Raw genomic sequence first — 14,143 nt, 5'->3', positions numbered from 1 at the left:
TCTGTTGGCTAGTTAGCTTATTTATTTCCCACTCCCTTTAAAAACAATAACCACCGTATAAAGCAAAATCTTTAAATCCAGTGCAATTGACATATTCTTAAGGTAAAGTAAGTCATACTTCATGCGTTGTAACATTTCATCCACGTTTTCTGCGTAACCAAATTTCACTTGTCCCCATGAAGTAATTCCAGGTTTTACTTTTGTTAATTGCAGAAATTGTGGTTCCCGTTCAGCTATTTTATCAATGAAAAATTGTCGCTCTGGACGTGGTCCAACAAGTGACATTTCTCCGACAATTACATTCCAAAATTGTGGAATTTCATCTAATCGCACCTTGCGCATGAATTTTCCAATATTCGTTATCCGCTTGTCATGCGTAGAGGAGAGCTGTGGACCAGATTTTTCAGCATCAACAACCATCGTCCTGAATTTTATAATGTCGAATGGAACTCCGTTTTTACCAATTCGTTCTTGCAAGAAAAACACAGGTCCTTTGGAGGAGCTTTTAACCATAATTGCCAACACAATATAGACAGGTAAAAGTATAGCCATTGCAATAATTGATGCAATAATGTCCATAACTCTTTTAATAACAAATTGCCAGTGCGGCATAATTTCGTCATTCACTTCTATTAATAAAGCGCCAAAAATGTTGGTCATTTTTACACTTCCACTCAAAAGGTCATACATGTTAGCACTGATTTTTATCTTGATATCCCGACCTTGAATTCGTGCTATAATATTTTTTAGGCGTTCTTGTTCTGATGAATCTAAAGCGATAATAACCTCTTCCACATCGTAAGCGTCAATAATTCTTTCGAGTTCATCGATATGACCCAAGTGAGTCATCAGGTTTGAAATGTCGTTGTCTATTCCGTTTAAATTTATGAAACCTATAAATTTTGAACCCGTTCCTTTAGGTAGACCTTCAACTTCTCTGAAAATATCAACAGCTTTAGAGCTCCCACCAATTAATAATGTTCTAAAACCATCTTTTTTATTTCGAATACGCTGAACAATATAATAGGTTATAATTAATCGCGGAATTAAAGTTATTAAGGAATGAATTAGAAATAGCGCAAATAAAAGATTGTAATAATAAGTATGACTAGGAATTTCATCATCTAAAATAAGAAAGAAGAATATCGCTAAAGTACCCAAGACGAATGAACGCATTGAAAAGGAAAGTACCCGCATAAAGTACATTCTCTTCAGATTATTATAAGTGCCTAAGAAGAAGTAAAGGGCAATCCAGAAAATTGGAACGATAATCATTCCTAAATAAAAACGCTCAGAAGTTTCGAAGTCTACATGCTCAACATAAATCTTTCTAAAATAGAAAAACGCCGCCCAAGCTAATGTAGCTGTAAGCAGGTCGATTAATACGAAAATTGATTTTAAGCGTTTTTGATTCATATTGAAAAACTATGGGTAAACGAGTTTAATGTTGTCTATTATGAAATAGGAAGAATTAAATCCAGGATCCAATACGAATTTAAATGATGCCTCATTAATTGGTGTGGTTTGTCTGTATGACACAATTTCCATTAAGTCTAAATATACATGTTTCCAAACTGCTTTATCTTTTAGTTGAGAATTTATCAAAATGTAAGGATCTTCATAATAGTCACCATTTCCAACAGAAACAACGTTTGTAAGCATAGAATTTGTATTAATATAGTCAAACTCCAAATAAACTTCTGCTCCTAATTTAGGGAGAACGGTTCCAAATGTTGTGGCGATTGAGATGTTTGATGCTGAATCACTAAGTATAATTTCACCATATTTATTTCCCCATTTTAAAAACGCTGGATCATTGTTTCTGCCTAATGTAGCAGTAGACTCCGTTGCGACATCCATTTGCATACTTGGACTTTCAAAGTCTTCAATCAAAAATTTAACTGAGCTATAGTACTGCGTCGATGGGGTAAATGAAACAGTATCATTTTTAACCAAAGTAATTGAACCTTTATAGGGTTCTACAAACGGATATCTTTTTTTTGTTGCGCTAATTCCATTGTTAATTACTCCGGGAAGAATTACAAAATCATGTGTTCCGTCCCCAATAATTGGAATTTTAGCAGGCAATTGATAAACACCTAGACTTTTTCCGTCCATGTTTACAAAAACCTGTGACAAATCATGCGACATTTCCCCTTGCGGAATTTCTGCATTTGGATTAGAATTTAGAATCCATTTATCGATTTTTAACCATGCCACTTCAGGTTGATCCTTTTTACAAGAAAGAATAACGAGAGATAAAATAAACAATATAGAAATGCGCTTCATGTAGAATGATTTTAAAAGAGAACGTAAAATATTATGGAATATTATTTGTCAAGCATAGAACCATTCATTTTTAACTTATCTAGAATCTGTTCTGCTACATGTAAAGCGAGCATTCCATCCTCCAAAGAAACGATTGGCGTTGTGTCATTTTTAATACATTCTGCAAAAGTAAGAAGTTCTTCCTTAATAGCGTTTATTGGTTCAATCTCCGGTTTGTCGAAAATGATTTTTTTAGATGGTTTTCCATTCCCCATTTCCATTACCATGTCATAAGGACCTGCTTCCCCTTCTAAAGTTTCCATTTGAACAACTTCCATTTCTTTTTCTAAAAAATCTACACTTATATAAGCGTCTTTTTGAAAGAAACGAGATTTACGCATGTTTTTCAATGAAATTCTTGAAGCTGTTAAATTTGCTACGCAACCATTGTCAAACTCTATTCGTGCATTGGCAATGTCTGGAGTGTCAGAAACAACAGCAACTCCAGAAGCAGATATTTTTCTTACAGTTGAATTGACAACACTTAAGATCGCATCAATATCGTGAATCATTAAATCTAAAATAACAGGAACATCTGTTCCGCGAGGGTTAAATTGCGCCAAACGATGTGTTTCTATAAACATTGGTTGATCAAAATATGGAATAGCTGCTCTAAATGCAGGATTGAATCTTTCAACATGGCCAACTTGAACTTTAACTTTTGCTTCTTCAGCTAGGGCTAATAAAGCACGCGCTTCGTAGGTGGTTTGTGTTACAGGTTTTTCTATAAAAACGTGAGTTGAACGCTTAATGGCAATCGATGCTGTTTCAAAATGCGCAGTTGTAGGCGTTACAATATCTACACAATCTACTTCATCAATTAGTGCTTCAACAGAAGAGAATGCTTTACAATCATACTCCTCACTAACTAATTTAGCTTGTTCAGGATTGTTGTCGAAAATCCCAACCAATTCATAAACCTCAGAAAGTTCTTTAATTAAACGTAAATGTATTTTTCCTAAATGTCCAGCACCTATCAATCCAATTTTTATCATCTCATCGATTTTTTACAAATATACAGTATGTATGCTAGTAATAATAGCCTTTTCTAGGATGTTATTAACAGTTTATATACAATTCAATCAAATCTTCAATGATTAAACTATCGATTAATACATGCAAAACTTTGATTTACAGTTGAGTTATTCAATCGTAGATAATTTCTAAAAAAAAAGTGCTTTGATGAGGAGATAGATAACTTTATTATAATTATATTTGCAACCGATTTGAACAACGGTTCAGTTTTTAAAAAGAAATTTTAGGTTTGATTTTACTTTAAAAGTAAGCATTAAGCATCAATAATATTTAAGTGTGTTTTGATTTCCTGTAATCTAAGGATGGTCAGAACAAAAAAAGTTTAAATGGTGGTTGTAGCTCAGTTGGTTAGAGCATTGGTTTGTGGTACCAAGGGTCGCCGGTTCGAATCCGGTCTTCCACCCAAAAGCTAGTCTAGAAATAGGCTAGCTTTTTTGTTTTATAAATGTTTTTTTTAATCGCTATTACCACCCTGTTTTTATACTTGGATTATTTCGATTTTCTAAATTCAACTTTAATGTTTTCTCTTTTTCTGATGAGAATTGTCTTAAAGGTGAAGTCATCCCCTTGTTTTTAAAACAATCTATTCAATATTTAGGTTTCTAGGAGTAGATCCTCTTTTATTAAATCTATGTGTTTGTTTGCGATACTTTATAAATCGAACTGTTAGTTCTATTAAGTATTCTATCTATTTGAAAACCAGGCTATGCTTGTGCTTCTGTTTAAATGGTTGGTTTGTAGTTTCGATTTAGCCTTTCAGCTGTACTTAAAATAGAAAATATTCATTTTATTTGGCAACCCATCCAGACCTCTTTTCGTTTTAATATTGAGATTGTCTTTCTGACTAGAATTAGAAGATTTTACAAAACAATTTTATTATTATATATTACTAACACAATAATACATTAACTCATGAAAAAACTACTTCTTACTCTATTTTCCATCACTTTTTCTCTAATGCTTTTTGCTCAAGAAAATTTGTATGTTGATTCAAAAATTAAAGTTCAATTCTCAGTGGAGGAACACACAGATGCGGTAAATGATATTTTTTATGAATATTATTCCTTTGAAATAACGAATGTTTCTCAAAATCAAGTTTCATTTACACCCGTTTTTAACTACACAAATGAAAAAGGAGAGCAAAAAAATACTGCCAATGGTGATGATAACAATGTTATTCAGTTAACACCAGGTGAGACTATTAAGGGAGGCCTAATTGATTACAAGAATTTAACTTTGTTTAAACAATTTTTAGTTGGTAACAGCGGTAAACGCGCTGCAAATACAACTACAAGTATACAATCCACTACTATTAACTATCAATAAAAACTATTATGAAAAATTTTATATCATTTATCGTCGTATTGTTTGCTGCGCAATGGAGTATTGCGCAATGTACCGTTACTCTTACTACACCAACAACTTCTGTTGAGTGTGGTGATTGTTTTACTTTAACTGCTGTCGGAGAAACTGATTCAGTTCAACTTTCTGAGGATTTTAATAATTCCGCTTTAGGACCAGGGTGGACTTCTAATGTAAGTTTGATGTATTCAAATCCATGCGGTGCACCACCAGATGGTACACCATCAGCTTGGTTTGGGAATGCTTCTTATCCAAGAGAGTTGGTTACTGCTGCTTTTGATGTGTCTTGCGGTGGTGTTGTGTGCTTTGAAATGATGTATGCCGAACAAGGTACTTCAACTGGTGGGCCTAACTGTGAAGGGCCTGATGCAGTTGGTGAAGGTGTAAACTTCCAATACTCTATTAATGGAGGAGCTACTTGGGTGAATATAAACTATTGGCCACCAAATGGAGGTCATGATCCAAATATGATTCAATGGAATGGGTACTGTGATTCTATCCCTTTAGCAGCTCAAACTAATAGTACAAAGTTTAGATGGTATCAAAATCTTGCATCTGGTAATGGAAACGACCACTGGGGAATAGATAATGTAAATATTACAGCAATTTCTTGTGACCCTTATTATTTTGAATGGTTTGCAAATGGTGACAGTATTCCTGGAGGTCCTAACAAAACTACTGATACTCTTTTATGTCAAGATACAAGTAGTGAGTACTATATGATTATGTTTACAAATGGTATAGATGATACTTGTAATGCTGATATTGTAGTTAATTCTTCTATAGAAGTTGACTTAGGTCCTGATACAGTTTTAAATTGTGGACAGTCAAGTATGGATATTTTTGGTGTTGAATCTGGAAGTTCTGGAGCTTATAGTTATGAATGGAGTACGAACCTGCCAGCCAATAATTCAGCCACCCAGATGATTGTTACCTCTGGACAATATTGGTTGGAGGTAGTAGATCAAGGCTATCCCAATTGTATTGCGAGGGACACTATTAATATAGATATTCCTTCGAATCCAATAGCCGATTTTAATTTTACATCAGTCTGTCAAGGCTTTGATATAACATTTGCCGACAATACCGTATTAGGTGATGGTCCGATTATTTCAAATGAATGGGACTTCGATGGTGATGGTTTAGTTGATACCGCTGGAACATCAATTTTAACCAGTTTTCAAAATGGAGGTTTTCATCCTGTTACTTACTTTGTAGAAGATAATAAAGGCTGTGAACATGATACTACTATTTTAGTTCAAATATTTAATGGTCCAGATGTAGACTTTTCATTTGATCCTACATGTAGCGGTTATCCAACACAGTTTACGAATCTTACCACTCCACCAGCAGGGAGTAATAATGATACTTGGTTATGGAATTTCGTTGGTCAAGCCACTTTATCAACAGACGAAAACCCAACCCACATGTATTCTGCACCTGGAACTTATGATGTGAATTTAGAAGCAACATCAGACGATGGTTGTGTGGCTGATTCTACCATTCAAGTGGTGATAAGTCAAACTCCACAGGCTGACTTTACTTATTTTGCACCTTGTGCAGGAGAAGAAATTACATTCACAAATGCTACCACAGGAAATTATGTTAATTCACAATGGATTTTCCAGAATGGATTGGATACAATAAGATCCGTAGATGCTGCATATACTTTCCCAGCTGGAAGTAATCTTGATGTAAAGCTGATTATTGAAGATGCTGTAGAAAATTGTTCTGATACTATTGTAATTACAGTAGTAGAAATTCCAAAATTAACAGTTCAAGTTAACAATACTGTCGATGTAACATGTAATAGTGGAAATGATGGTATTGTAGATATAGGAGTTTCACAAGGTACTACTCCGTATACATTCAGTTGGACAGGTTCAGCTTCTACAACTGCAATAGCAAATGATTTATCTTTCGGTACAACAACCGTAACTATTACAGATGACAATGGATGTGTGATTACGGAAAGTATAAACATTGGACAACCAAATCCTTTATCAATTTCAAATATTTCTAAAGACACAGTAATTTGTATTGATGATCCAGTTAATTTATTTGCTCAAGGTTCAGGTGGAAGCAGTCCTTATATATACACATGGGTTGCCAACAATCAAACTGTAGCTACAGGAAATCTTGTTACTGTTACACCAAACTCAGCTTATACAGAATACTGTTTAATCTTAAGCGAGCAATGTGGTTCACCACAAGATACAGCTTGTTTAGTTGTAACATATCCTGGAGAAGTAGATCCTACATTGATGCCAGATAAAACTGGAGAATGTTATCCATTAGAAGTTGCCTTTACTAACAGTACAAATACAACTGAGGTTATAGATTATACAATTTGGACTTACAGTGATGGAGTGATTGATACAACATCTGGAGGAAGCCCAACAACTCATGAATTTGGATTAGGTGTTTATGATGTAAACATCGAAATTGTAACAGATAGAGGATGTAGATATTTTAAATCTTATGATAAACTGATTGAAGGTTATCCTTATCCAGAAGCTGATTTCTATGTGAATCCTAATCCAGTTTCATTTTATGAAGCGAAAGTGGGAGCATTCAGTCAGTCAAATAACGATGTTATTGGTTTCGAATGGTTTGCAGAAGGAGCAGATCCAGACTACTCATCTATTCAGAACCCAAACTTTCAATATCCAAATGAAATTCAAAATTATCCGTTAATCCTTGTAGTGGAAAACTCTTATGGATGTACTGATAGTTTAGAAAAATTAGTAAGAGTAGAAAATGTAGTGAGTATCTTCTCACCGAATACTTTTACTCCTGATGGTGATGGTTTAAATGATACATGGAAAGCTCATATTCTTGGTATTGATGTAAGGAATTTCCAACTTCAAATCTTTAACAGATGGGGAGAAACAGTTTTTGAATCTCTTGATCCAAATGGAGAATGGGATGGAACGTATGGAGGTAAAATTGTTCAAGAAGGTACTTACTTGTGGATAATCCGTGCGTATGACTTCGAAAATGACAATAAACATGAATATAAAGGTTCAGTTAATATACTGAGATAATACATTCTAAATTGATTTTAAAAATAGCTACTCTTATATAGGGGTAGCTATTTTTTTTCTTAGAATATTCCCATCTAACAAGCAGGAAGCTTCAAATTCCTATGAATTGGATCAATAAAATTTTAATAAAAATCAAGTTGAAATTACACAAATGGAATTGGTTCAAATGTTTTGAATAGCGAATTATTCAGGATTAAAAAAAGAGGATTCTAACATTTTTATAATTTTAGTTGGATATTATTAAAGAATATTTGTATTATTGTATCATCGCAACTCTGCGGTAATCTCTTTAAGAAAATATAACAACCTTTTGGTTATCTCTTACAATATTATTTCATACAAGTAAATGGAAAAAGACGAATTAGCTGGGAAGAAACTCCCTGAATTACGCGTTATCGCAAAAGCAATAGGTATTAAGAAAGTTGAGTCATTTAGAAAATCAGAATTAATTGATTTAATTACAAGTGACGGACAATCTGCTCCTGCAACCACAAACGAAGAAGTTGAAAAAACAATTCCTAAACCTTCAAAAAAGGAAGCTGTTGATAAGTCAGCAAATAAAAAACAAAAGGCAAAAGCAGTTGATTTGTTTGATTCTTCAGATAAGAATGAAATAGAGCAAGAAAAGAATGTTGTTTCAATTGATATCGTTCCAAGCGACGCTATTATTGATCAAACGGATAAAGAATCAGTCAAACCAATTTCTCCAGAAAAGAAAATTATTAAAAGAGAACAAACTGATCCTAAACAATTAAAAGAAATTAGGGAAAAAAGGAATGCCAATAAAAATCTAAAAGACAATAAAAATAATAAAACTCCTGATAACAAAACTCAGGAGAACAAAACTGCAGACAATAAAGTTCAGGACAACAAAGGTTTTATAAAAGCCAATGGTGATGATTCAAAACCTTCACGAAAAGTTCCTGGAGATTCAAAACCAAATACTCCTCGTCCGCCAAAGAATGACAATTCTAAAGCACCAAAAAACGAGAATCCAAACGCAAATCGTAAAAATGATCAGCAAAAAACTAAGGAAAAGAAATATGATCTTTCTGGAATTGTTGCTGCAGAAGGTGTGTTGGAAGTAATGCAAGATGGATTTGGATTCCTACGTTCTTCAGATTACAACTATTTATCTTCTCCGGATGATATTTATGTAAGTCACAGCCAAATTAAATTATTTGGACTTAAAACAGGAGATACGGTTTATGGAACTATTCGTCCACCAAAAGAAGGAGAAAAATATTTCCCTCTTGTACGTGTAGATTCTATTAATGGACGTGATCCAGCATTTATTCGTGACCGTGTTCCTTTCCAATATTTAACACCTTTATTCCCAGATGAAAAATTCAAATTAACGGGTCACAGACAAGAAACAATGTCGACACGTATTATGGATTTATTTGCACCTATTGGAAAAGGTCAGCGTGGAATGATTGTAGCACAGCCAAAAACAGGTAAAACTGTTTTATTAAAAGATGTGGCCAATGCAATTGCTGCAAATCACCCAGAGACTTATTTAATTATTTTATTAATTGATGAACGTCCAGAGGAGGTTACTGACATGGCAAGAAGTGTAAATGCAGAAGTCATTGCTTCTACGTTTGATGAGCCAGCAGAACAACACGTAAAAGTGGCTAACATGGTGTTAGAAAAAGCAAAACGAATGGTTGAATGTGGCCATGATGTTTGTATATTATTAGATTCTATTACACGTCTAGCACGTGCTTACAATACTGTTTCTCCGGCTTCTGGAAAAGTACTTTCAGGTGGTGTGGATGCAAATGCATTACAAAAACCAAAACGTTTCTTTGGTGCTGCCCGTAAAATTGAAAATGGAGGTTCACTTTCAATAATAGCAACTGCACTGACTGATACTGGATCTAAAATGGATGAGGTTATTTTCGAAGAGTTCAAAGGAACAGGAAATATGGAACTTCAATTAGACAGAAAAATCGCAAACAGACGTATTTATCCAGCAATTGATATCTTAACTTCTGGAACAAGACGGGAAGATTTATTAATGGACAAAGAAACACTTCAACGTGTTTGGTTGCTCCGTAAAGTAATTGCAGACATGAATCCTATTGAAGCAATGGAATTCATGAGGAACAATATGAAAGATACAAAAAGCAACGAGGAATTTTTAGTTTCAATGCACAATACCTAGTCTATGAGACCAGCAATTAAGATGGCTCTTCTGTTTTCAGGAGCTTGGATATTATTAAAGTTTATTCTTTTGTCAATCAACGTTTTTCAAGAAGATGTTGTAAAACCTGGACTGATCAATAACTTGTTTATGCTATTGGCCATCAGTTTTGGTTTGTACTTTGAAAAAAAGAAACAAGGTTTTGGTGTAGGAACACCATTGTCAGATATAAAGAATGCTTTGTCTGCTGGTGCTCCGTATGTTTTGATCGTATCGGTGTTCATGTTTTTTTACTATGATACAATCAATCCATCATTTATTGATAACAGAGTGACAGAAAGAATGGATAGCATCTATGCTGAGGCACAAGATGAAGCTTATGTTGACACTTTACGTATTCATAATCCTGAATTTCGTGTGATGACAACTGATGAAATCATTAGAGAAATAAAGTCAGACACTGAAAGCGCATTATCTGCAAAAACATTGTTTGTGTTCTCCTTACTTGGATTGATGGTAATGGCGTTGACTTATGCTATTTTCATTACTCTAATTTTTAGGAAGATTCTGTTGAGAGATTATTATCCGAAAAGTTAATTATTAATGTTAAACGTTGTTACCTATTGAATTTCTACTGCGTAGAAATTTAGGTATTTTCATTGATGAATTTTCTTCCCACTTTTTGTATCATCCAATACTAAAGACTGTCATCCTTTGGAAAACACTAGAAAAATGTTTCTTGTGTTTTCCAAAGGATTTTTTTTATGCAATAAATAATAATTTATGTATAACTTTTTTAGGAGTAAGGTGTCCGATAAGCATTTTAATTATTAACCATTATGTTTCTCTTGAATTATAAGCAAACCTTTCATTAAAAGGGAGTCCAGCGCAAATAACATTATTAATTAAACCTTAAACATTAATAATTAATTAATAATTAATTCAACACCACAATTGCCAAGTTTAGTGCTGTGGCAAATGAAACCCATAACAAATATGGAATCAATAAAAATGCTGAAAGTCTATCTAGTCGATAGAAGTGTCTAATCAGAATTATAATAAACGCTAGAATAATAAAGATTACAACCAATGCTAATCCTGTCATGTGTAAATTGAAGAATATTGGAGACCAGATCAGATTAAAGATAAGATGAATTAGAAAGATTACGATTCCTCGCTTAGCAAACTTCTTTATAGTTGGATAACGGCTGACTGAAACAATTTGCCAGATGATTGCCAATGATCCTCCCATTAAAATGTATAAAATAGACCAAGCTGGTCCGAACAACCAATTTGGAGGAGTGAAAAATGGTTTATTAAGTTCATCATACCAATCTTGAAATCCGCCCATAGATGATAAACCACTGAATGTTCCTAAACCAAGAATACCCAATGAACAGATTAAGATTTTCCACCAAAGTCCATTTTTAAAAGAAGATGTGTTGTGCGGTCCTGAATGTATTTGCATGTGCCTCAATTATATATTTTATTTCCTCAGAATATCCTCCTCCCATGCTTGCAACAATAGGTAAGTCTAATTCTTTAGCCAATTGTAGAACAATTTCATCTCTTCGTTTACATCCTTTTATGCTTACTCCAAGTCGTCCTAATTTATCAGTCTCTAGTATATCGATTCCTGATTGAAAAAACAAAAAATCTGGAGTAAATATGTTTAAAATTTGATCCAGAGATTGTTCTAATAGGTAAATATACTCATTATCTTTTATACCATCAGGCAAAGGAACGTCGAGATCAGAAGTTTCCTTTTTTAAAGGATAGTTATTTTCTCCATGCATGCTGAATGTGAATACTTGAGGTGTGTTTTGAAATATTTCGGCTGTTCCATTTCCTTGATGAACATCTAAATCTATAATCAAAATCTTACTTGCTTTATTATTATCTAACAACCATCTTGCAGCAATTGCTTGATCATTCAATAAACAAAATCCTTCGCCTCGGTCTGTGAAAGAGTGGTGGGTTCCTCCAGCAATATTCATTGAAACGCCATATTCAATAGCATATTCTGCGCATCTTCTGGTTCCTTCCATGATGATTTGTTCCCTGAGAATTAAATCATCATTATGAACAAACCCCGTTTTCCTTTGCGCTCTTCTGTCTAATTTTAATTCCAGTAAGTCATTGAAATAATTAGCGTCATGAATTGCCAAAACAGCTTCTTTTTCAATTTTACCTGGACTAAAGAATGCATTCTCATCAACAGTTCCTTCTAAAAGTAATTGTTGTGGCAATAAGTAATATTTCGCCATAGGAAATCGATGTCCTTCAGGCAAAGAATGAATATAATAATCGTTGAAAGCAATTTTTAGCATAGCGTTACATTGGGGCGACCATTCTCATGAGCTCTGCTGCCATGATAGCACCGAAAGTTCCAATAAAGTAACCAACAACTGCCATTAAAACACCAACAGTCGTTAACGCTGGATGAAAAGCATTTGCAATAATAGGAGCAGAGGCTGCACCACCAACATTGGCCTGACTTCCTACAGCCAAGAAGAAAAATGGAGCACGAATTATTTTCGCTACTACAATCAATAGTATTGCATGGAAAGCCATCCAAATTAATCCTACAAAAATCAATAATGGTTTATCGAAAATCATCATGATATCGACTTTCATTCCAATAGTCGCAACAAGAAGGTACAAGAAAACAGATCCGATTTTAGAAGCACCTGCTCCTTCATAGTTTTTTGCTCTGGTAAAGCTTAAAATCAATCCATAGATTGTTGAGATAACAACCATCCAAAAGAATTGACTTGAGAATGTATTTCCTTTACCATAGTTTTCTAGGAAGAAATCTGATAAAAAGGAACCTCCAAAATGTGCTAATGCAACACCTCCAAAGACAAGCCCTGTAATTACCATAAAGTCTGTTAGCGTAGTTTTTCTTTCCACCTTTTTTTGGAAGTCTTCCACTTTTACAACAAGTTTATCAATTGAGCTACTGTCCGCTTTTAGCCACTTATCAATCTTCGCTTTCTTACCAATTCCGAAAAGAATAACTGCCATCCAGATATTCGCTACAACGATATCAACGAGAATCATTCCTCCAAATAAAGTTTCTTTGTATTTGTACGTTTCAAGCATTGCAGTTTGATTTGCTCCACCACCAATCCAACTTCCTGCAATTGTAGCCAAACCTTTCCATGTTGCTTCGTTTCCTGTTCCACCAACTGTTTCAGGTGAGATAAATGTGAAAATCCAAACAGCGAATACACCTCCAAGGATAATTCCAATTGTTCCAGTAAAGAACATGATTAAACTTTTAGAACCTAAGCCGATTAAACTTTTTATGTCCGCAGATAAGATCAATAAAATCAAAGAGCCTGGAAGTAAATAACGACTCGCCATGTAATAAAGATTCGTTGCTTCTGGATCAATAATATTAAAAGAAGTCAGTGATGCAGGAATCATATAACACAAGAAAAGCGCGGGTATAATGGTGTAAAAACTTTTCCATCTTTTGTTCTTTAAGCTTGCGGTAAAGAAAATCAAGGCAAGAACAATAGTCAGAATTCCTAAAACAATTCTATCATCTGTGACCAAAGCAGTTTTAGGTGCCTTGTTTAAGAAACTAATTTTCGTTTGTCCCTCATGTCCAGTAAATTCAAGTTCCTTACCATTTTTATAGGCTTTCAGCCTTACATTAATCATTTCATCATGTCCAGGATTCTTAAAGAATATATTACTGATTGAATTTACTCTTAGCGAATCTTCATTAAAGAAAACTTCAATATCATCAGCACTTTTCAATACTCTTCTGTCGTCATCATCAAAAGAAAAGATACCATATATAGATTCACTAAACACTTTCTTTTCCTTTCCAAATTGATAAGATTCCATTTTATCCAAAACCTCCTGTGGGATTTCTTGATTAGAAATAAGTAGGCTGTCTTTTCCACTAATCAAAACTTGCTCTTGTGCATTTGATAGTGAAATAGTAAATAGTAAACCGATAAGTATAAAAAGAAATTTCTTCATGTAAGTGTGTCTAGTTTATTTGCAGCCCCAAAATAATTAACAAATCTGAAATATGCTTCTAAATCTTTAGGTTTATTTCTTTTTGTTGTGGTTAATTCGGTTTTTAGCAATAAAGGGGAGTGAAAATGCTCTTTTTTAATTCTGAAAAATTCAATCCAAAAAAGAAGAGCTACAATTACTGCAGCCCTTCTTTATATTATTTAATCCAATTATTTTTTTTGTT

Annotated in this window: 10 protein-coding genes and 1 tRNA gene; 5 read left to right on the top strand and 6 right to left on the bottom strand. The window is 33.9% G+C overall.

Annotated elements, in window-relative coordinates; all coding sequences use genetic code 11:
* Positions 1-21: 21 nt before the first annotated feature.
* Genes ERX46_RS11860 through ERX46_RS11850 form a run of 3 tightly spaced genes read right to left on the bottom strand, consistent with a single transcriptional unit; the run spans position 22 to position 3,323 of the window.
* The gene (locus ERX46_RS11860; protein WP_130094092.1) at positions 22-1,416 is read right to left on the bottom strand and encodes a sugar transferase; all 1,395 of its coding nucleotides are present in this window, start codon (positions 1,414-1,416) and stop codon (positions 22-24) included.
* Positions 1,417-1,425: 9 nt separating this feature from the next.
* Positions 1,426-2,289: a hypothetical protein gene (locus tag ERX46_RS11855; RefSeq protein WP_130094091.1), complete on the bottom strand. Its 864-nt coding sequence runs from the start codon at positions 2,287-2,289 to the stop codon at positions 1,426-1,428.
* Positions 2,290-2,330: 41 nt separating this feature from the next.
* Positions 2,331-3,323, bottom strand: a complete 993-nt coding sequence (locus ERX46_RS11850; RefSeq protein WP_130094090.1) for a Gfo/Idh/MocA family protein — start codon at positions 3,321-3,323, stop codon at positions 2,331-2,333.
* Between the two features lie 368 nt (positions 3,324-3,691).
* On the opposite strand from ERX46_RS11850, the gene ERX46_RS11845 reads away from it, so the two are divergent.
* The 5 genes from ERX46_RS11845 (at position 3,692) to ERX46_RS11825 (ending at position 10,518) form a co-directional block, all read left to right on the top strand.
* Positions 3,692-3,767: transfer RNA gene (locus ERX46_RS11845), tRNA-His, on the top strand.
* Positions 3,768-4,275: 508 nt separating this feature from the next.
* On the top strand, positions 4,276-4,689 hold the full coding sequence (locus tag ERX46_RS11840; RefSeq protein ID WP_130094089.1) for a hypothetical protein: 414 nt from the start codon (positions 4,276-4,278) through the stop codon (positions 4,687-4,689).
* Between the two features lie 8 nt (positions 4,690-4,697).
* Positions 4,698-7,772 carry a PKD domain-containing protein gene (locus tag ERX46_RS11835; RefSeq protein ID WP_130094088.1) on the top strand — a complete coding sequence of 1,025 codons (3,075 nt, stop codon included), beginning with the start codon at positions 4,698-4,700 and terminating at the stop codon, positions 7,770-7,772.
* Between the two features lie 346 nt (positions 7,773-8,118).
* Complete coding sequence (rho, locus tag ERX46_RS11830) at positions 8,119-9,942, top strand: transcription termination factor Rho (RefSeq protein ID WP_130094087.1); 1,824 nt, start codon at positions 8,119-8,121, stop codon at positions 9,940-9,942.
* A gap of 3 nt (positions 9,943-9,945) precedes the next feature.
* Positions 9,946-10,518 (top strand): hypothetical protein, encoded by a 573-nt coding sequence (locus ERX46_RS11825; protein WP_130094086.1) that lies wholly within the window; start codon positions 9,946-9,948, stop codon positions 10,516-10,518.
* A gap of 340 nt (positions 10,519-10,858) precedes the next feature.
* On the opposite strand, the gene ERX46_RS11820 is transcribed toward ERX46_RS11825, so the two are convergent.
* From ERX46_RS11820 to ERX46_RS11810, 3 genes are read right to left on the bottom strand one after another with little or no spacing between them, the layout of a single operon-like run.
* Entirely contained in the window at positions 10,859-11,389 is a 531-nt protein-coding gene (locus ERX46_RS11820) for a TspO/MBR family protein (protein ID WP_130094085.1), read from the bottom strand.
* Positions 11,349-12,251: a histone deacetylase family protein gene (locus ERX46_RS11815; protein ID WP_130094084.1), complete on the bottom strand. Its 903-nt coding sequence runs from the start codon at positions 12,249-12,251 to the stop codon at positions 11,349-11,351. The genes ERX46_RS11820 and ERX46_RS11815 overlap by 41 nt, the downstream gene beginning before the upstream one ends.
* Before the next feature lie 4 nt (positions 12,252-12,255).
* Positions 12,256-13,920, bottom strand: coding sequence for a DUF819 family protein (locus tag ERX46_RS11810; protein WP_317127197.1), 1,665 nt, complete (start codon positions 13,918-13,920; stop codon positions 12,256-12,258).
* Positions 13,921-14,143 lie beyond the last annotated feature (223 nt).

The organism is Brumimicrobium glaciale (assembly GCF_004152935.1).
GTDB lineage: Bacteria > Bacteroidota > Bacteroidia > Flavobacteriales_D > Crocinitomicaceae > Brumimicrobium > Brumimicrobium glaciale.
This window is presented reverse-complemented; position numbering and strand designations above follow the sequence as displayed.

Excerpts from the sequence above, each read along its gene's own strand:
- ERX46_RS11860 (WP_130094092.1), bottom strand. The coding sequence starts at position 1,416 with ATGAATCAAAAACGCTTAAAATCAATTTTCGTATTAATCGACCTGCTT.
- ERX46_RS11855 (WP_130094091.1), bottom strand. The coding sequence starts at position 2,289 with ATGAAGCGCATTTCTATATTGTTTATTTTATCTCTCGTTATTCTTTCT.
- ERX46_RS11850 (WP_130094090.1), bottom strand. The coding sequence starts at position 3,323 with ATGATAAAAATTGGATTGATAGGTGCTGGACATTTAGGAAAAATACAT.
- ERX46_RS11840 (WP_130094089.1), top strand. The coding sequence starts at position 4,276 with ATGAAAAAACTACTTCTTACTCTATTTTCCATCACTTTTTCTCTAATG.
- ERX46_RS11835 (WP_130094088.1), top strand. The coding sequence starts at position 4,698 with ATGAAAAATTTTATATCATTTATCGTCGTATTGTTTGCTGCGCAATGG.
- rho (WP_130094087.1), top strand. The coding sequence starts at position 8,119 with ATGGAAAAAGACGAATTAGCTGGGAAGAAACTCCCTGAATTACGCGTT.
- ERX46_RS11825 (WP_130094086.1), top strand. The coding sequence starts at position 9,946 with ATGAGACCAGCAATTAAGATGGCTCTTCTGTTTTCAGGAGCTTGGATA.
- ERX46_RS11820 (WP_130094085.1), bottom strand. The coding sequence starts at position 11,389 with ATGCAAATACATTCAGGACCGCACAACACATCTTCTTTTAAAAATGGA.
- ERX46_RS11815 (WP_130094084.1), bottom strand. The coding sequence starts at position 12,251 with ATGCTAAAAATTGCTTTCAACGATTATTATATTCATTCTTTGCCTGAA.
- ERX46_RS11810 (WP_317127197.1), bottom strand. The coding sequence starts at position 13,920 with ATGAAGAAATTTCTTTTTATACTTATCGGTTTACTATTTACTATTTCA.